Source organism: Pedobacter sp. 22226 (genome assembly GCF_052045455.1).
Taxonomy (GTDB): Bacteria; Bacteroidota; Bacteroidia; order Sphingobacteriales; family Sphingobacteriaceae; genus Pedobacter; species Pedobacter jeongneungensis.
Map to the genome: position 1 here is coordinate 46,723 of NZ_JBQEPB010000015.1, position 21,999 is coordinate 68,721.

Sequence of the window (21,999 nt, forward strand, 5' to 3'; positions counted from 1 at the left end):
GATATGATGAAGAAAATATTAGGCTTAATAGCAGGAGCGTTGCTATTGCTTTCGCGACCGGTATCTGCACAACAGGATGCCCAGTACAGTCAGTACATGTTTAACGGAATCTATATTAATCCTGCTTATGCAGGCTATAAAGAAGTACTCAATGTGCATAGCTTTTACCGTAGCCAGTGGACGGGCATTACGGGGGCGCCTAGGAGCATGTCGCTTGCAGTAGATGCCATTGCCAATAGCGGTAACGTGGGGCTTGCCCTCCAGGTGGCCAGCGATAAACTGGGTGCGCAGAACAACCTAAGCATTTATGGCAACTATGCCTACCGCATCAGGATGAACGATGATGGCAGCTCGAGGTTAGCTTTAGGTCTTGGAGTAGGGATGGTGCAGCTGGGTATTGATGGCTCTATGCTGAACCCAAATAATCCGGAACCTAACCAGCCTGTAGGCATGCAAAGTACCATTGTACCCGATGCCAGGGCAGGGGTGTACTTCGCCAACGATAAATATTATGCCGGTTTCTCGGTTGATAACCTGATTGCCACTTACATCAATATCGACCGCTATGCCTTTATTCCACAGCCCAAACCGCATTATTATCTAACCGCCGGGGCATTGTTCCCGCTGAACGAAGATTTTCAGGTCAAACCTTCTTTCCTGTTAAAAGACGACCGTGGCGGCCCGACGAGTTTAGACGTAAATGCATTCTTAATGATTAAAGATTTTTTATGGGTTGGCGGCTCTTACCGTACAGGTGTAAAGTTGTACGATAAAAGCTATCTTCAAAAAGACCTTACCCCGCGAAATTCAGCGGTAGCAGCAATCCAGATTTTTCCATCAGAGAAAATCAGGATCGGTTATGGCTACGATTTCTCAGTTGGTCCGTTGCAAGGTTACAGCGGCGGGACGCATGAGATCTCTCTGTCTTATTCATTCATTAAACCAAACATCAGATTGGCAACCCCAAGAGTGTTTTAAACAAAAATTTTTAATTGTGTATAATAATATTTACACATTTAAGCGAAAATTTTACTACAATTGCGTACAAAAAAATAACTTTTTACTAACTTGCAGAATATTCTTATAAATAATGAAAACAAAAAATGCAGTAAGTACTTTTACAGTACTCATCGCTGATGATCATGAAATCATCCGCCGTGGTTTAAAAGGTTTAATATCAGACTTTTGGCCTGGTGTTGAAATCATCCATGCATCCACATTGGAACAGGCGCTTATCGAAACGGAAAAATCGCCAAGCTTAATTATTATTGACGTTAACTTACCGGGGGGTAATAACCTGAAAGTAATTGATCAGTTAAAGTTAGTTCAGCCGAATGCTAAAATCCTTGTATTTTCATCTTTAAATGAGAATATTTATGCGGTTCCTTATTTAAAATCTGGTGCATCAGGTTACCTGACCAAAAATGCAGAAGAATCAGAAATTGTAACTGCAATCACAACTATTTTAGCCGGAAGTCGCTATTCAAGCAGAAACGTGAAAGAAAATATGTTCAATAGCATATTGGGTAACGATGCTGATAATCCTTTCACCAAACTTTCGGGCAGGGAATTAGAAGTGGCAGAATTACTTACAAAAGGTATTGGCGTATTGGAAATTTCTAATCAGCTGAATCTTCAGATGGGTACCGTAAGTACATATAAACTTAGGCTTTTTCAAAAACTGAAAATAAAAAGTATTATAGAACTTGCTGAAAAGATGAGTATCTACGAAAGATAAAAAGAGTATTTTACTCTTTTTATCTTTTCTATGCCTTTTTATCCTTATTAACGGTACCGGCTCCTGCCGTTCCTGATTCGTTCGGGGTTGATCCGGCCTGTCCAAATTTATCTGAAGCGCCTTTTCCGTTCTGGTCAAATGATGCTTTTTCTTTTGAACTTCCTTTGGTTTTAGTTCCGTTTTCTTTTTCTTTATTATCCGTTTTCATATCATTCAATTTAATTCCTGATATAACAAGCTAAAACACCTAAAGTTTTATGTTTAATGGTATATCCTTAATCCTACCTGAAATTATCGTCTTTACAGATTATCCTGATATAACTAATTATTAATGCTGTTAGCATGATTTCAATTGATTTTCTCAGGCGTAACTGCTGAAATTTAAGCACCAGAATGTAGTCGTCTATTATGACAAAAATATTATATAGCTATTAGTTGTGCTTAATTAATTGATCTAAATCAAATGCGCTTGGATTCCAGGCTTTTAAAAAAGCGGCCATATTTAGCCTATGACCATATTTTTTATGACAAATATCAAATTTTGTATTTTTTGTAGTTTTTATACTACGTATATTACCACTTAAGTAAAAAGAAACATACTGAATAATATATCTTTGTGACCAGAAATGAACAGAATGAACATTTAGCGATAAATATTAAGTTACGTTCATTTTTTTTAAAACCATAGGTTTTGAAATTACGTAAGTGGTTCTAAAACCGACAAATAGCTTATAATGGTTACATTATCCCCAATGAGGTAGCCGCTCTATCATCCCGTGTATGAATAAAATTTTACTCTCTTCGTGTATCCCTGCGCGAAATTTTTCGAGGACTGACAATTATTTAACGAATGGTTTCGGTAAATATTTTTCGTTCACACTGTTTTTAGCCGTTATACTTTTTTTTACCAATGTAAATTCAGCTTTTGCAGATGGAAGTAAGGATTTGTATCAAGGCACTACAGTAGGTAGAAGGGCATATTTGTATAGTAATAGTAACACTAATAGTGCAACGGATCCAAATTTGACGTTAAATTCTTGGCCATTTAAAACGCTAGGTGCACATTATGTATATGCTAATGCGGGCGAAACCTTGGCTTTAGCATTTAGCTCTGCGGGAGTAGGGGCTGCAAGTATAAGAATAACTTCTCCATCGGGAGGAGTTCCAGTAACTGTAGCAACTTCTAGTACAGTTGGAAAAATTACAGCTAGGGTAAATGAAGTTGCTGGTCCTAAGTTGACAGCATCTGATGGAACACCAAATAGATATTTACCGGCATATTATCCAGTAACAGCTTCAGGTATTTATAAAGTAGAGTTTCTGCCTGTTGGCGCAGAAAATACAACAACCACAAGTAGTACAGAATTTGGTACTACGGACAGGTTATCGAATGTAGATTGGACTGCACCTACCACTGCTAATAGTGTAAGTTTAATTGCAGCCTGGGATGTTTCTGTTATTAATGCGGCCGGAACGTTGACTTTACCAGGAAGGGTTTATGTAAACGTTTTGAATTTATTCGTTTACAATTCAAATTTTTCTACGGGTTATTACGGAACAAATTATGTTTTAACTAAAAACGGTAGGGCTTATCGGGTACAGACTAATGGAAATCATGGTGCTGGTTTTGCTTTTTTCGCTAATAATAAAGGCTTTCTGGATGCTAATAAGAATGCAACATTCAAAAGTTTAGATTTTTCAGATCGCGCAAATATTTTATCTGTTGTAAATGATCCTACAGCCCAAGATGTTAGTAGTCCAAGTGTATTAATTACCCATAAGATTTTTTATGCCAAACCAGCGCCTGATTTACCTACTTCTGATCAGCCTGTTACAATTTCGGGAACGAGTGCTACAACAACATGGTTAAAGAAAACAGCCACTGTTCCAACTATTTCAAGTGTAAATTTAACGGGAACAGAAGGAACAGTAGGACAAGCTGGACAAAAAGGTGGTTATATTACTTTTACAGCATCAGAAAATGGAACTTATCAGATCACGATTCCTACAGCTGTGCCCAGGATATTAAGAGGTGACGCCAATGCTGGATCAAATAGTGTATTTTGGGATGGTAAAGGAGGGGACGGGGCCATAATGCCTGCCGGAACAGCAATCAGTAGCATTACTGTTAAACTGTTAACTGCCGAAGTGCACTTCCCTTACATCGATATGGAAATTAATCCTAATGGGATGATCGTCGAGTTAGCGGATAATACAACCAATTATAATATACAGACAACAAGCACAGATCCTGTTGTTTATAATGATAAAGTTTACTGGAATGATTCTGATGTCAATGGCGCGGGTACTTATCCAAGGAGTTCGTCACCATCGGTTCAAACCGCGGGTTCATCCTCTACAACTAATAATGGAGGACATAAATGGGGATCATATTTCAATGGTTCAGGTACTAACGTTACACCGTCTAACAGTGGTAATGCATTATATGATTTCGGTAACGAGAGATCAATGGATACATATACCTATATTTCTGGTGCGGAGGTTACCAAATCAGTTAATATCAATGTTACCGTAGCAGATCTAAAAACCACCAGTGTGACCACTTCGTCTCCAAGTCCGGTTTTAGTAGGAAGTACAGTAACCTATACTGTTGTTGTAGAAAATTTAAATGATGCCGGTACTGGTAGTGTAAGTAATGTAACCGGAGCAGGCTTCAGATTTCTTCCTCCTGTCGGATTTACCATCAACAGTGCAACTTTAACCGCTACATCTGGTGGAGTGGTTACAGAAACCAGCTCTACCAATAGTGGTACTGTATTCAATTCTAAACTGAATATGGTAAGTGGTTCTACGGCTACTTATACTATTGTAGGTACAGTGGGTTCAGCTCTAGCTGGAAATACCATCAATGTTGAAGCGAGTATGTTACGTCCGGCTGATACAACTGACCCTGATGCAACCGACCCGGCAACAACCACAACGCCAAGTAATCCCAATACCGAATGTGCAAACAATGGAAAAGGTGGGACTTGTAATAATATTTTAACAAATAATACTATTGCAGTAGTTGCTCAGGTAAGCAATAATACCATTGCTGCTGATCAAACTATCTGTTCTGGTTCCACACCGGCAGCATTAACTGCTACAACACCAACTGGTGGCAGTGGTACATATAGTTATTTATGGCAACAAAGTATTAATGGTGGAACAACCTGGGTTTCTGCAGTTGGGACAAATAATACTCCGGGTTATGTACCTCCTGCCTTAACGCAAACTACTCAATACAGAAGAGTGGTAACAGCATCTGTAGCAGGATCGAATACGAGTAATGTTGTTATAATTACCGTAAATGCTTTGCCAACAGCACCAGTTGTTGGAACAATTACTCAACCCACCTGTGCCACTGCAACGGCAAGTGTTGCACTTAGTGGCCTTCCTTCGGGTAACTGGACGGTTACCAGATCACCAGGCAATATAACCACAACGGGTAATACGACTACAACAACGATAAGCGGCATCCCAGCTGGTGCGACATATACTTTTACAGTAACTAATTCAAATGGCTGTACCTCTGTTGCATCTAACAATGCGGTTGTAAATGCACAGCCGGTAACACCAACGGCTCCGACAGCGAGTACAACTGTACAGCCAACCTGTTCAGTAGCAACGGGAACCATTGTAGTGAGTAGCCCTGCACAAGGTGCTGGTATCACATATTCATTAGATGGCGGGGCTTTCCAGTCTTCTTCAACGTTTACCGGTGTTGCTCCGGGTACACACAATGTTACCACCAGTAATGGAAGCTGTACTTCAGCGGCAACGAGTGTGGTTGTAAATGCACAGCCTGTAACACCAGCGGCTCCTACAGCGAGTACAACTGTACAGCCAACCTGTTCAGTAGCGACCGGAACCATTGTAGTGAGCAGTCCTGCACAAGGTGCTGGTATCACTTATTCATTAGATGGCGGTGCTTTCCAGTCTTCTTCAACGTTTACCGGTGTTGCTCCGGGTACACACAATGTTACCACCAGTAATGGAAGCTGTACTTCAGCGGCAACGAGTGTGGTTGTAAATGCACAGCCGGTAACACCAGCCGCTCCTACAGCGAGTACAACTGTACAGCCAACCTGTTCTGTAGCGACCGGAACCATTGTGGTAAGCAGCCCTGCGCAAGGTGCTGGTATCACTTATTCATTAGATGGCGGGGCTTTTCAGTCTTCTTCAACTTTTACCGGTGTTGCTCCTGGTACGCATAATATTACTACCAGTAACGGAAGCTGTACTTCAGCAGCAACAAGTGTTGTAGTAAATGCACAGCCTGTAACACCAGCGGCTCCGACAGCGAGTACAACTGTACAGCCAACCTGTTCAGTAGCAACGGGAACTATTGTAGTGAGCAGCCCTGCACAAGGTGCTGGTATCACTTATTCACTGGATGGCGGGGCTTTCCAGTCTTCTTCAACTTTTACCGGTGTTGCTCCTGGTACGCATAATATTACTACCAGTAACGGAAGCTGTACTTCAGCGGCAACAAGTGTTGTAGTAAATGCACAGCCTGTAACACCAGCGGCTCCGACAGCGAGTACAACTGTACAGCCAACTTGTTCAGTAGCAACGGGAACCATTGTGGTGAGCAGTCCTGCACAAGGTGCTGGTATTACTTATTCATTAGATGGCGGGGCTTTTCAGTCTTCTTCAACTTTTACCGGTGTTGCTCCTGGTACGCATAATATTACTACCAGTAACGGAAGCTGTACTTCAGCGGCAACAAGTGTTGTAGTAAATGCACAGCCTGTAACACCAGCGGCTCCGACAGCGAGTACAACTGTACAGCCAACCTGTTCAGTAGCAACGGGAACTATTGTAGTGAGCAGCCCTGCACAAGGTGCTGGTATCACTTATTCATTGGATGGCGGGGCTTTCCAGTCTTCTTCAACTTTTACCGGTGTTGCTCCGGGTACGCATAATGTTACCACAAGTAACGGAAGCTGTACTTCAGCGGCAACGAGTGTTGTTGTAAATGCACAGCCTGTAACACCAGCGGCGCCTGTAATTACCCCCGGGCCTTCAACTGCTATATGTAGCGGTGGAAGCGTAGTATTAACCTCATCCGCAGCAAGTGGGAACCAATGGTATTTAGGAGGCATAGCAATAAATGGTGCTACCAACAAAACATATACGGCCAATGCTGCTGGTATTTATACTGTAACCACAAATAATGGCAGTTGTACCAGTGCTGCTTCAGCAGGTACAACCGTAACAGTTAACCCATTACCAAACGCCACAATTGCCGGAACTACTACTGTAAATATTGGTGCTACCAATCCGAATATAACTTTTACAGCTACTGCAGGAACGGCTCCATTCGTATTTACTTATAATATCAATGGCGGTACAAATGCTACCTTAAATAGTGCAACAGCAACTGCAACGGTAGCGCAATCGACTGCCGCCCCGGGCATCTTTACTTATAACTTAGTAAGTGTTTCTGATGCAAATGGCTGTTCAAGAGCAATTGGCCAGAGTGCAACCATTACGGTGAAACCTACAGGTGTAAATGATAATTTCAGTACATCTATTAACACTTTAAAAAATCTGGACGTAAAAGCCAATGATGGTGCAGCGGTATCAGGTGCAACTGTAAATATAGTAACTGCACCGGCTAACGGTACGGCTGTTGTTCAGGCAAACGGAACGGTAAATTACACGCCTGCAAATGGATTTAAAGGAACCAATACCTTTACTTACACGTTAACTATAAATGGAGTAACTTCTGATCCGGTTACGGTAACTATCACTGTTGCAAATGGTGCTATTTTGGCTCAAAATGATACGGGCAACCAAAACGGAACCGCAGGTGGAACGGCAATTACTTCTGTATTAACCAACGATACCTATAATGGTATCGCAAATTCAGCAACTGCAGCCAATGTAACCATTACCCAAAATACAAATAACAGTGCGGGCAAGGTTACACTTAACACAACTACTGGTGAGGTAACGGTAGCTGCTGGTACACCGGTTGGTACTTATACCATCAATTACACCATTACCGATAAACTCGATGCTACACTAACATCATCTGCAAATGCAGTGGTAACGGTAACCAATGGAACCATCGCCGCTTTCGATGATGCTGGTACACAAAATGGAACAACAGGTGGAACAGCAATTGCTTCTGTTTTAAGTAACGATACCTACAATGGTACGCCAAACTCAGGTGTAGCCTCTGCCGCAAATATTACCATTACCCAAAATACCAATAACAGCAACGGTAAAGTAAGCCTAAATACAACAACTGGCGAGGTAACCGTAGCTCCAAACACCCCTGTTGGTACTTATACCATTAATTACACCATTACCGATAAGCTTGACGGCACGAAATCATCATCTGCCAATGCCGTGGTAACGGTAACCAATGGTACAATCTTAGCGCAAAACGACTCTGGCACTCAAAATGCAACCATAGGCGGAACAGCAATTGCCAATATTTTAGCAAATGATACCTATAATGGTGTTGCAAATGCTGCTACTACTTCAAACGTTGCCATTACAGAAAACACTAATAACAGCAATGGTAAAGTAACCTTAAATGTTGCTACAGGAGTAGTGAGTGTTGCTGCCGGAACCCCTGTTGGTACTTATACCATCAATTACACCATTACCGATAAGCTTGATGGCACAAAATCATCGTCCGCCAATGCCGTGGTAACGGTAACCAATGGTACAATCTTGGCGCAAAACGATTCTGGTACACAAAATGGAACAACAGGTGGAACAGCAATTGCTTCTGTTTTAAGTAACGATACCTACAATGGTACGCCAAACTCAGGTGTAGCCTCTGCCGCAAATATTACCATTACCCAAAATACCAATAACAGCAACGGTAAAGTAAGCCTAAATACAACAACTGGCGAGGTAACCGTAGCTCCAAATACCCCGGTTGGTACTTATACTATAAACTACACCATTACCGATAAGCTTGATGGCACGAAATCATCATCTGCCAATGCCGTGGTAACGGTAACCAATGGTACAATATTAGCGCAAAACGATTCTGGCACTCAAAATGCAACCACAGGCGGAACAGCAATTGCCAATATTTTAGCAAATGATACCTATAATGGTGTTGCAAATGTTGCTACAACTTCAAATGTTACCATTACAGAAAACACCAATAACAGCAATGGTAAAGTAACCTTAAATATTGCTACCGGAGTAGTGAGTGTTGCTGCCGGAACCCCTGTTGGCACTTATACGATCAATTACACCATTACCGATAAGCTTGATGGCACAAAATCATCATCTGCCAATTCCGTGGTAGCGGTAACCAATGGTACAATACTGGCGCAAAACGATTCTGGCACTCAAAATGCAACCACAGGCGGAACAGCAATTGCCAATATTTTAGCAAATGATACCTATAATGGTGTTGCAAATGCTGCTACTACTTCAAATGTTACCATTACAGAAAATACTAATAACAGCAATGGTAAGGTAACCTTAGATCCCTCAACAGGAATCGTAAGTGTTGCTGCCGGAACCCCGGTTGGTACTTATACTATAAACTATACCATTACCGATAAACTTGACGGAACAAAGTCATCATCTGCCAATGCAGTAGTAACTGTTACCAACGGAACTTTGCTGGCTAAAGATGATACAGGTACTTCCGGAACTTCTGGTGGAAATGCAGTTGCCAATATCTTAATCAACGATACTTATAATGGCGTAGATAATGCCGCAACCACTTCTTCTGTTACCATTAAGGAAATCACCAATAACAGCTCAGGAAAAGTTACCCTTAATTTAGCCTCCGGTTCGGTTGATGTGGCGGCAAATACACCAGCCGGCGTTTATGTGATTGAATATCAGATTATTGATAAATTAGATATCACCAAAACTTCAAATGCTAAAATTACCGTTACGATAAGCTCGGCGAATATCCTGGCTAAAAACGACAGTGGAAGCATTGGTGGTTTATTAGGTGGTGCGGCAATCAATAATGTATTGGTTAATGATGAAGTAAACGGAGGTCAGCAGGCTACCTTAAGCAACGTAAAACTAGAGCAGGTATCAACAGATAACATTAAGGTTAACCTCGATGTAACCACAGGTAAAATAAATGTAGATCCGAAAACCCCTGCCGGTACCTATACCATTAATTATAAAATTACCGATTTGCTCGATGCTTCTAAAGTATCGCAAGCGGTAGCTACCGTGCTGGTAAATGCACCTGTTATGGTTGCAAATGCAGATAATGGCAGCGTTAACGGATTTACAGGTGGTGTTGCATTAACAAATGTGCTGGCAAATGATACCTACGATGGTAATCCGGCCACTTTAAACGACGTTACTTTAGATTTTGTTTCTTCATCAGATCCGAAAATTAAATTAAATACCACCAATGGTAATGTAACTGTTGATCCAAATACCCCGGCAGGAACCTATACCTTAACTTATAAGATTACCGATAAACTTAACCCGGCTTTAAGTAAAACGACTGTGGTAACCATTATTATTGGTTTGCCAGCCCTGGTTGCAGTTGATGATTCAGGTACAATAAACGGTTTAACCGGCGGAACAGGCATTGCGAACGTATTATTGAACGATACCTACAATGGAAATACTGCTACGCTGAACGAGGTTTCGTTAGCACAGATTTCAACATCGAATGCAAATGTTCATTTAGATCCTGCAACCGGAAAAGTAATTGTAGATGCCAAAACACCTGCGGGAACTTATACTGTAGTTTATGAAATCACAGATCTTTTAAATCCTGCGCAGAAGAAAAGAGCAAATGCGGTGATAACGGTTGAAGCACCGGAAATGATTGCCAATGCCGATAATGGTACTGTAAACAGTTATACCGGAGGTGCCGCTGTAAACAATGTTTTAGCAAACGATAAATACAACGGAAATACAGCTACTTTAACAGATGTTACCTTAGCGCAGATTTCGACCTCAAATCCAAATGTTACTTTAGATATAACTACCGGAAAAGTAAATGTAGCACCTAATACACTTGCCGGAACTTATACGGTGGTATATCAGATTACTGATAAATTAAATCCAGCATTAACCAAACAGGCAACTGTAACCGTAACTGTTGAGCCTGCACCGATGATTGCCAATGATGATAACGGATCGGCTAACGGTTTAACTGGTGGGGTAGCAGTGGCCAATGTTTTAGCAAACGATACTTATAACGGAAGCACTGCAAATCTGAGCGAAGTTAATTTAACCCAGGTTTCAACTTCTGATCCAAAAGTTACCTTAAATACATCGACAGGTGAAGTGCTTGTTGCTGCAAATACTAAAGCCGGAACTTATACCCTGGTATATCGTATTGAGGATAAGGCAAATCTGGGTTTGTTTAAAAATGCAACTGTTACCGTTACCGTAAATGCACCTGTAATGGTTGCAAATCCTGATAATGGGACGGCAAACGGATATACTGGCGGTGTTGCTGTTTCAAATGTACTGGCAAACGATACTTACAATGGTGCTACTGCAACGGTATCGAATGTTAACCTTACCCAAATTTCTACTACTAACACTAACGTTACCTTAGATCCTGCTACCGGAGCAATTAATGTAACTGCCGGTACACCTGCCGGAACTTATACTGTAGTTTATCAGATTGAAGATAAATTAAACCCTGGTCAAACTAAACAGGCTAGTGTAACCGTAACCGTAACGGCTCCGGCTATTATTGCCAACAATGATAATGGTACAGCAAATGGATTTACAGGTGGTACTGCAGTAAACAATGTGTTGGCTAACGACTCATATGATGGCAGCACTGCTTTATTAAGCAATGTTAACCTGTTGCAGATTTCTACTTCAAATCCAAATGTTACATTAGATGCTGCAACAGGCAAGGTAAATGTAGCAGCCGGTACTGCTGCAGGGAACTATACCCTGGTTTACCAGATTCAGGATAAGGTGAATCCGGTTCCGTCACAAACCAAAACAGCTACAGTTGATGTTATTGTAACCAGTCCTGCTTTAGCGGCGAATGCCGATGCAGGAACCACTAACGGTTTTACAGGTGGCACTGCCATTAATAATGTGTTGGCAAACGATAATTATAACGGCGGACAGGCAACCTTAACCAATGTTACCTTAACCCAGTTATCTACTATAAATACTAAAGTTACCCTCGATCCGGCGACCGGAAAAGTAAACGTTGTTGCGGGCACTCAGGCCGGAACTTACACTGTGGTTTACCAAATTGAAGATAAATTAAACCCTGGTCAAACCAAAACCGCTAACGCTGTAGTTACGGTTACTGCACCGGATATGACGGCAAGCAACGATGCCGGAACTATAAATGGTGCCACAGGTGGTACTGCTTTAGCCAATGTTTTATTAAACGATACCTATAACGGCAATGTAGCTACCTTAAATGAAGTAACCTTATCGCAGGTTTCTACTTCAAATCCGAAAGTTACTTTAGATGTAACCACAGGAAAAGTAAATGTTGATCCGAATACACCGGGCGGTACTTATACCTTAACTTATCAGATTGCTGATAAACTGAACCCGGGTTCTACCAAAACGGCAACAGTCACCATTACGGTAGATGCACCGGCGCTTGTAGCCAATGATGATGCAGGTACTGCCAATGGTTTTACAGGTGGCCTGGCCATTGCAGATGTATTGGCCAACGATACTTATAATGGTAATCCGGCTACTTTGGCCCAGGTTACCCTATCGCAGGTTTCGACCACAAATGCCAATGTAACTTTAGATCCTGCTACAGGAAAAGTAAATGTTACAGCAAACACAGCGGCAGGTACTTATACCGTGGTTTACCAGATTTTGGATAAAGTAAATCCGGCTCAGGTTAAAACCGCCAATGCGGTGGTTACGGTTACCGCGCCACAAATGATTGCAAATGCTGATCCTGGCACGGCGAATGGTTTTACAGGTGGGGTAGCGGTTCCTAACGTTTTAGCGAATGATACTTATAACGGAACTCCGGTAACTTTAACCAATGTAACCTTAACACAGGTTTCTACCTCAAACGCAAATGTAACCTTAAATCCGGCTACCGGACAGGTAAATGTAGCAGCCAACACCCAGGCGGGTACTTATACCTTAGTATATCAGATTGAGGATAAATTAAATCCCGGTCAAAAAACAACGGCAACAGTAATCATTACTGTTACTGCACCTGCACTTGTGGCTACAGCAGATAATGGCTCGGTCAACGGTTTTACAGGTGGGGTAGCCGTTCCTAATGTTTTAGCGAACGATACTTACAATGGTAATCCGGCAACTTTAACAAATATTAATTTAACGCAGGTTTCTACTACCGATCCAAAAGTTACCTTAAATGTAACAACCGGTGAGGTTAATGTAGCACCAAATACAGCCGCAGGAACTTATACCTTGGTTTACCAGATTGAGGATAAATTAAATCCTGGTCAAACCAAAACGGCTAACGTAACAGTTACCGTAAATGCACCTGGTATTCTGGCGGTAAACGATTCGGGCTCTATTAATGGTTTCGCAGGCGGAACAGCTGTTAACAATGTGCTGGTTAACGATACCTACAATGGAACAACTCCAACACTTAATGAGGTTATTCTTTCACTTGTATCTACTTCAGATGCTAAAGTAACCTTAAATACGGCTACTGGAGCAGTTAACGTTGCGGCAAATACACCGGCAGGAACCTATAATTTGGTGTATCGCATTGCAGATAAGGTAAATCCAACCTTAACTTCAGATGCCACGGTATCGGTTACCGTTACTGCTCCGGCAATTGTTGCCAATGCAGATAACGGCTCGGTAAATGGTTATGTTGGTGGTGTAGCGGTGCCAAATGTATTGGTGAATGATACCTACAACGGTGCTCCGGCTACCTTAACCAATGTTATTTTAACGCAGGTATCAACCACAAATGCCAACGTTACCTTAGATCCGGCAACCGGAAAAGTTAACGTAGCACCGAATACTCCTGCAGATACTTATACACTGGTTTATCAGATTGAAGATAAATTAAACCCTGGACAAAAAACAACTGCCAATGTAGTTGTTACAGTTAATGCTCCTGTATTAACTGCAAATAACGATACAGGTTCGGCTAACGGATTTACAGGCGGGGTAGCAGTACCGAATGTACTATCGAATGATAGTTACAACGGCGATCCGGCTACCCTGACCAATATTACTTTAACCCAGGTTTCTACTACAAATGCTAATGTTAGCCTGGATGTAACTACCGGTGCAATTAACGTTGCACCAAATACAACCGCAGGTACTTATACTGTAGTTTACCAGATCGAGGATAAGTTAAATCCTGGGCAAACTAAACAGGCTTCGGTAACTGTTACCGTTGCTGCCCCTGCAATTGTTGCCACCAATGATGCCGGTTCAGCCAATGGCTATACCGGTGGGGTAGCTGTATCGAATGTACTATGGAATGATACTTATAACGGTGCCGCTGCAACTTTAACCAATGTTGCCTTAACACAGGTTTCTACCACAAATGCGAATGTAACGTTAGATTCGGCTACAGGTGTGGTTAATGTGTCTCCTAATACAACTGCCGGAACTTATACGGTGGTTTACCAGATCGAGGATAAATTAAATCCGGGCTTTAAAACTACAGCTAACGTTACTGTAACTGTTGATCCGATTGCATTGGTTGCAAATGCTGATGCCGGAACGGCCAACGGTTTCACAGGTGGAACAGCCGTAAACAACGTATTGGCTAACGATATGTACAATGGCGGTCAGGCAACTTTAACCAATGTTACCTTAACGCAGGTATCAACAACAAATGCAAATGTAACTTTAGATCCGGCTACAGGAAAAGTTAACGTCGCACCGAATACAACGGCCGGAACTTACACATTGGTTTACCAGATCGAGGATAAATTAAATCCTGGTCAAACCAAACAGGCAAGTGTTACCGTTACAGTTAATGCCCCTATAATGAACGCAAATGGTGATACCGGAACGGCTAATGGCTTCACCGGTGGAGTTGCGGTACCAAATGTACTTGCAAACGATACCTATAATGGCGTGAGTCCTGCAACTTTAAATAATGTAACCTTAACCCAGGTGTCGACAACTAATCCAGGTTTATCGCTTGATGTGATAACAGGTGCGGTTAATGTTGCGCCAAATACTCCGGCAGGAATTTATACTTTAGTTTACCAGATTGAGGATAAATTAAATCCGGGTCAAATTAAACAGGCCTCGGTAACCGTTACGGTTGCTGCACCGGCAATTGTTGCGGCAAATGATACTGGTTCGGCCAATGGTTATACCGGTGGAGTAGCCGTATCGAATGTAGTATGGAATGATACCTACAATGGGGCTCCGGCAACTTTAACTAATGTTGCCTTAACACAGGTTTCTACCACAAACGCGAATGTAACTTTAGATCCGGCTACAGGTGCAGTTAATGTGGCTCCTAATACAACTGCCGGAACTTATACGGTGGTTTACCAGATCGAGGATAAATTAAACCCTGGTTTAAAAACTACGGCTAATGTTACTGTAACTGTTGATCCGATTGTATTGGTTGCAAATGCTGATGCCGGTACAGCAAACGGTTTCACAGGCGGAACAGCCGTAAATAACGTTTTGGCAAACGATATGTACAATGGCGGTCAGGCAACTTTAACCAATGTTACCTTAACGCAGGTATCAACAACAAATGCAAATGTAACTTTAGATCCGGCTACAGGTTCAGTAAATGTGGCTACTAATACAACTGCCGGAACTTATACAGTGGTTTACCAGATCGAGGATAAATTAAATCCCGGTCAGACCAAACAGGCAAGTGTTACCGTTACGGTTAACGCCCCTGTAATGAATGCTAATGGTGATACCGGAACAGCCAATGGCTTTACCGGTGGAGTTGCGGTACCAAATGTACTGGCGAACGATACCTATAATGGCGTGAGTCCTGCAACTTTAACCAATGTTACCTTAACCCAGGTTTCGGTTACTAATCCAGGTTTATCATTAGATATAACCACTGGTGCAGTTAACGTTGCGCCAAATACTCCGGCAGGAATTTATACTTTAGTTTACCAGATCGAGGATAAATTAAATCCTGGTTTAACCAAACAGGCTTCGGTAACCATTACGGTTGCTGCACCTGCAATTGTTGCCGTGAATGATGCAGGCGCAATTAATGGAATATCAGGCGGAACAGCAATAGCAGATGTACTGGCAAACGATAACTACGATGGCAATACCGCAACACTGGCGAATGTTACTTTAAGTCAGATTTCTACTTCAAATCCGGGTGTAACTTTAGATGTTGCTACCGGAAAAGTAAATGTAGCCGCTGGCACACCGGAAGCTGCTTATACGCTGGTTTATCAGATCGAAGACAAGTTAAATCCAGGCAAAACCGCTCAGGCAACTGTAACCATCACGGTAACTGCTGCACCAATGCTGGCGGTTGATGATAACGGTACCGAAAATGGTTTCGAAGGTGGGGTAGCCGTGTCAAATGTATTAACCAACGATTTATTCAATAACGCCCCTGCTACATTGGCTGGAGTATATTTAACTGAAATATCTACAGATAATCCAAAAGTGAAATTAAATGTAGGTAATGGCGAGGTTTACGTTCAGCCAGGTACTACGGCAGGCGTTTACAAAGTGGTTTATATCATTACCGATCGTATTAACACCACAGAAGTAAAACAGGCAACAGTTACCGTTACTGTTACTGCACCAGCAATAGTTGCCAATACAGATAACGGGCAGGTAAATGGTGTAACTGGTGGTAATGCCATTGCAAACGTGCTGGCTAACGATAGCTATAATGGCGCAGCAGCTACTTTAACTACGGTTAACCTGAAACAGATTTCATCAGATTATGCTGCTAATGTAAATTTAGATCCGGCTACTGGTCAGGTAAATGTTTCGGCAGGTGCCAAAGCTGGGACTTACCACGTGGTTTACGAGATTGAAGACAAGTTAAACCCGGGCTTAACTACACAGGCAACTGCTACTGTTGTGGTAGATGCCCCTGTGATGGTAGCCAACACTGATGCCGGTTCGGCAAACGGATTTACCGGAGGCGTAGCGGTTCCAGATGTACTGGCGAATGATTCGTACAATGGTTCTCCGGCAAGCTTAGCTAATGTAAACCTGAGTCAGTTATCAACTACTGATCCGAATGTTACTTTAGATCCAGCAACCGGGGCAATAAATATAGCTCCGAATACCAAAGCAGGTACTTATACTATTGAGTACAGAATCGAGGATAAATTAAATCCGGGTTCATTCCAAACCGGAACAGTAACCATAACGGTTAGTGCGCCTGTACTGGTTGCGAATAATGATAGCGGCTCAGCAAATGGTTTTACAGGTGGAGCAGCCATTGCTAACGTATTGGCGAACGATACTTATAATGGTACTGCTGCAACTTTGGCCAATGTTAAACTGGCACAATCAGCAACCGATAATCCGAATGTTACTTTAAATATTGCTACGGGTACTGTAAATGTAGCTCCAGGCACTAAAGCCGGAACCTACACGGTAACTTATAGCATCGAAGATTTATTAAACCCTGGATCAATCAAAACTGCAGTAGCTACAGTTACCGTAACTGCACCGGCATTAATTGCTAATGATGACAACGGGCAGGTAAACGGCGTAACAGGTGGCAATGCCATTGCAAACGTGCTGGCTAACGATAGTTACAACGGCGCAGCAGCAACTTTAACTACGGTTAACCTGAAACAGATTTCATCTGATTACGCGGCCAATGTAAACTTAGATCCGGCTACTGGTCAGGTTAATGTTTCGGCAGGTGCCAAAGCAGGAACTTACCATGTGGTTTATGAGATTGAAGATAAGCTTAACCCAGGTTTAACCAAACAGGCTACTGCTACCGTTGTGGTAGATGCTCCTGTAATGGTAGCCAACACTGATGCAGGTTCGGCGAACGGATTTACCGGAGGTGTAGCGGTTCCAGATGTACTGGCAAACGATTCCTACAATGGTTCTCCGGCAACTTTAGCTAATGTAAACCTGAGTCAGTTATCAACTACTGATCCGAATGTTACCTTAGATCCAACAACCGGGGCAATAAATGTAGCTCCGGATACAAAGGCTGGTACTTACACTGTTGAGTACAGAATTGAGGATAAGCTAAACCCTGGTTCGTTCCAAACGGGAACAGTAACCATTACGGTTAGTGCCCCTGCAATGGTGGCCAATAACGATATAGGTTCAGCAAATGGTTTTACAGGAGGAGCAGCCATCGCTAACGTATTGGCAAACGATACTTACAATGGTGCTGCTGCAACTTTAACAAATATTAAACTGGCGCAGGCATCAACTGATAATCCTAATGTTACTTTAGATATCACAACAGGTACTGTAAATGTAGCTCCGGGCACCCAGGCTGGTAACTACACGGTAACCTATACTATCGAAGATCTTTTAAATCCGGGATCGACCAAAACTGCAGTGGCTACAGTTACCGTAACTGCACCTGCAATGGTTGCAAATGGCGACAATGGATCGGCAAATGGTTTAACAGGTGGCACGGCCATATCAAATGTACTGGCAAACGATACCTATAATGGTATTGCTGCAACTGCTGCGAATGTTAAATTAACGCAGGTTTCAACAGATAATGTCAATGTAACACTAGATCCGGCAACGGGTGCTGTAAACGTAGCACCAAACACACCAGCCGGAACTTATACAGTGGTTTACCAGATTGAGGATATCCTGAACCCTGGCTTAACCAAAACTGCAAATGCGGTGATAATTGTAACGGCTCCGGTAATGGTTGCAAATGCAGATAACGGTACCATAAATGGAGTAACCGGTGGAGTAGTGGTTACAAACGTACTCGCTAACGATACCTATAATGGTAATCCTGCTACTTTAGCAGATGTTACCTTAACACAGGTATCAACTACAAACGGAAACGTTACCTTAGATCCGGCAACCGGATCGGTAAATGTACTTCCAAATACACCAGCCGGAACCTACACTGTGGTTTACCAGATCGAGGATAAATTAAACCCTGGTAAAACCGTAACTGCAAGTATAACCGTAACGGTTGCTGCACCGGCATTGGCTGCAAATGCTGATTCAGGAACGGCAAATGGTTACAGTGGTGGTACAGCAGTAAGCAATGTACTGGCCAACGATACTTACAACGGTGGTCCGGCGACTTTGGCAAATGTTACTTTAACACAATTATCAACTTCAAATGCCAGCGTGAGCTTGGATCCGGCAACCGGACAGGTTAATGTTGCACCAAATACTCCTGCCGGAACCTATACTGTGGTTTATCAGATTGAGGATAAATTAAATCCTGGTCAAACTAAACAGGCAACAGTAACCATTGAGGTAACTGCACCGGCAATTGTTGCAAATGCAAACACAGGTACAGTTAACGGTTTAACAGGTGGTACCGCATTGAGTAATGTATTGGCTAACGATACTTACAATGGTGCACCGGCAACTCTTGCTCAGGTAACCTTAACACAGGTATCAACTTCGAATGCTAATGTAACCTTAAATGTTACTACAGGATCGGTTAATGTTGCGCCAAATACGCCTGCTGGTACTTACACCCTGGTTTATAGAATTGAAGATAAATTAAACCCTGGTGAGTTTGCAGATGCAACCGTAACCATTATTGTAACAGGTCCTGAACTGATTGCAACCAGCGATTCTGGCACCGCAAATGCAGTTACAGGTGGTACAGCTGTAGCAAACGTACTGGCAAATGATACCTATAATGGTAACCCGGCTACATTAGCTAACGTTAATTTAACACAGGTAGCTACCTCTAACCCGAATGTTACCCTTGATGTAACCACAGGAAAAGTGATCGTAACGCCAAATACCCCGGTAGGAACCTATACCGTTACTTATCAGATTGAAGATAGGCTGAACCCTGGTCAAACCAAAACCACCAGCGTAACCATTACGGTAACTTCTGGTATTATTTTGGCCAATGATGACAGCGGAACGGCAAACGGATTTACAGGTGGGGTAGCAGTGGCTAATATCTTAAGCAACGATACCTACAATAATGGTACTGCTGCAACCCTTGCAGGTGTAACCATTACGCAGTTATCAACCAGCAATGCAAACATTAATATTAATCCGGCAGATGGAAGTGTTAATGTAGCTGCGGGTACATTGCCTGGAACCTATACTTTACAGTATAAAATAACTGATAAGTTGGATCCGGCACAATCATCAACGGCTATCGTAACAGTAGTTATTCCGAACTGGATTACTGATCTCTCGGTAAGTAAAGTGGCCAATAAAACTTCGGTAGAAAACAATGGAACAATCAGCTATACCATTACCATCACCAACAACGGACCAGCAACGGTTCTGGCTGGAAAAGCGATCGGTATAACAGAGAGTCTTCCGGCAGGATTGGAAAATGTAACTTATACAGCAACTGGCGGTACATATAGTGCAACCGCAGGCACATTTACTTTAGCTGCAGATTTAACTGCAGGTCAATCGGTAACGCTCGTGGTAAATGGAAGTGTAAATGCAACCTTTACCGGAACGTTAACCAATCAGGTAACTGTAGCTGCGGCAACAGGCACCAATGATCCTGATCAGGCAAACAATTCGGCAACCGTGAGTACACCAGTGTTAAAAGGCGGAATAGCTTTAGTGAAAACAGGGGCGATTTCTGCTGACGGAAACAGTATTACCTATACGTTTACCGTATTCAATACCGGTACTACTGATTTAAATACCATTGTATTAACCGATGCTAAGCTAGGCTTAAATAAAACAATAGCCGGACCATTGGCAGCTGGTCAGAGTTTAACCGATACAGAAGTATATACCTTAACCCAGGCAGATAAAGATGCCGGTTCGGTAACCAACTCTGCTTCATTAAGCGCTAAAACCCCATCAGGAAATACAATAAACGATGTTTCGGGTACTGATAAAACCAATGATACCCCAACGGTTACTTCGTTAACGCCATTGCCGGCATTTACCTTTACCAAGGTAGTTGCAGGTACGGTGCCAACAAATGCAGGAGGTACATTAACCTATAACCTGGTGGTAACCAATACTGGTAATGTAACCCTAAGCAATATTGTGGTAACTGATGCCAATGCAACTGTTAGCGGTTCGCCGGTTGCAACACTTGCTTCGGGTGCAACAGTAACTTTAACAGCAACGCATGTATTAACTCAGGCCGATGTTAATGCAGGTAGTATAACCAACCAGGCCAGTGCAACGGCGAAAGATCCAAATGGCAACAACGTGACCAAGGTATCTGACGATCCGAATACCACCACACCAAATGATGCAACGATAACGCCACTGGCTCCATCACCATCATTTACCTTTACCAAGGTAGTTTCAGGTACGGTGCCAACAAGTGCAGGAGCTACATTAACGTACAACCTGGTGGTAACCAATACTGGTAATGTAACCCTAAGCAATATTTTGGTAACTGATGCCAATGCAACTGTAAACGGATCGCCGGTTGCAACACTTGCTCCGGGTGCAACGGTAACTTTAACGGCGACCCATGTATTAACTCAGGCAGATGTTAATGCAGGTAGTGTAACCAACCAGGCCAGTGCAACGGCGAAAGATCCAAATGGTAACAACGTGACCAAAGTATCTGACGATCCGAATACCACTGCGCCAAATGATGCAACTGTTACGTCGTTAACGCCATCGCCGGCCTTTACCTTTACCAAAGTGGCTTCTGGCACGGTTCCGACAGTCGTAGGTGGTACGTTGAATTACAACTTAACTGTAACCAATACCGGTAATGTTACCTTAACAAATATTTTGGTAACCGATGCCAATGCAACCGTAAGCGGATCGCCGGTTGCAACACTTGCTCCGGGTGCAACGGTAACTTTAACGGCAACGCATGTATTAACTCAGGCCGATATTAATGCAGGTAGTGTAACCAACCAGGCCAGTGCAACGGCGAAAGATCCGCAAGGAAACAACGTGACCAAAGTATCTGACGATCCGAATACCACTGCGCCAAATGATGCTACGGTTACATCAATCACTGCAAATGCATCAATGAGCCTGACCAAAGTAGCCACCAACAGCGTAAGCAAAGTTGGCGATGTGATCAATTACAGCATCGTGGTAACCAATACGGGTAATGTAACCTTAACAAATGTTGCGGTAACCGATGCAGGGGCAGATGCAGGGTCAATCACTCCTGCAGGCATTGTCAGCTTATTACCAGGTGCAAGTGTAACCGTAACCGCTAAACACACCGTTACTTTAACCGAGGTGAATGCAGGTTCGTTTACCAACCAGGCTTCAGC

The 21,999-nt window shown here is 42.7% G+C and carries 4 protein-coding genes; 3 read left to right on the top strand and 1 reads right to left on the bottom strand.

The window, feature by feature from the left end:
• Window positions 1-3 precede the first annotated feature (3 nt).
• Entirely contained in the window at window positions 4-978 is a 975-nt protein-coding gene (locus ACTJKC_RS25170; RefSeq protein WP_440796401.1) for a PorP/SprF family type IX secretion system membrane protein, read from the top strand.
• 112 nt (window positions 979-1,090) lie between these two features.
• A complete protein-coding gene (locus tag ACTJKC_RS25175) occupies window positions 1,091-1,738 on the top strand; it encodes a response regulator (RefSeq protein ID WP_025146884.1) in 648 nt (215 codons plus the stop codon).
• A 28-nt stretch (window positions 1,739-1,766) separates the two neighbouring features.
• On the opposite strand, the gene ACTJKC_RS25180 is transcribed toward ACTJKC_RS25175, so the two are convergent.
• A complete protein-coding gene (locus ACTJKC_RS25180) occupies window positions 1,767-1,946 on the bottom strand; it encodes a hypothetical protein (RefSeq protein WP_440796403.1) in 180 nt (59 codons plus the stop codon).
• A gap of 572 nt (window positions 1,947-2,518) precedes the next feature.
• Here ACTJKC_RS25180 and ACTJKC_RS25185 point away from each other — a divergent pair.
• The coding region (locus ACTJKC_RS25185) for a beta strand repeat-containing protein (protein WP_440796405.1) at window positions 2,519-21,999 on the top strand (19,481 nt) is incomplete at its 3' end.

Excerpts from the sequence above, each read along its gene's own strand:
- ACTJKC_RS25170 (WP_440796401.1), top strand. The coding sequence starts at position 4 with ATGATGAAGAAAATATTAGGCTTAATAGCAGGAGCGTTGCTATTGCTT.
- ACTJKC_RS25175 (WP_025146884.1), top strand. The coding sequence starts at position 1,091 with ATGAAAACAAAAAATGCAGTAAGTACTTTTACAGTACTCATCGCTGAT.
- ACTJKC_RS25180 (WP_440796403.1), bottom strand. The coding sequence starts at position 1,946 with ATGAAAACGGATAATAAAGAAAAAGAAAACGGAACTAAAACCAAAGGA.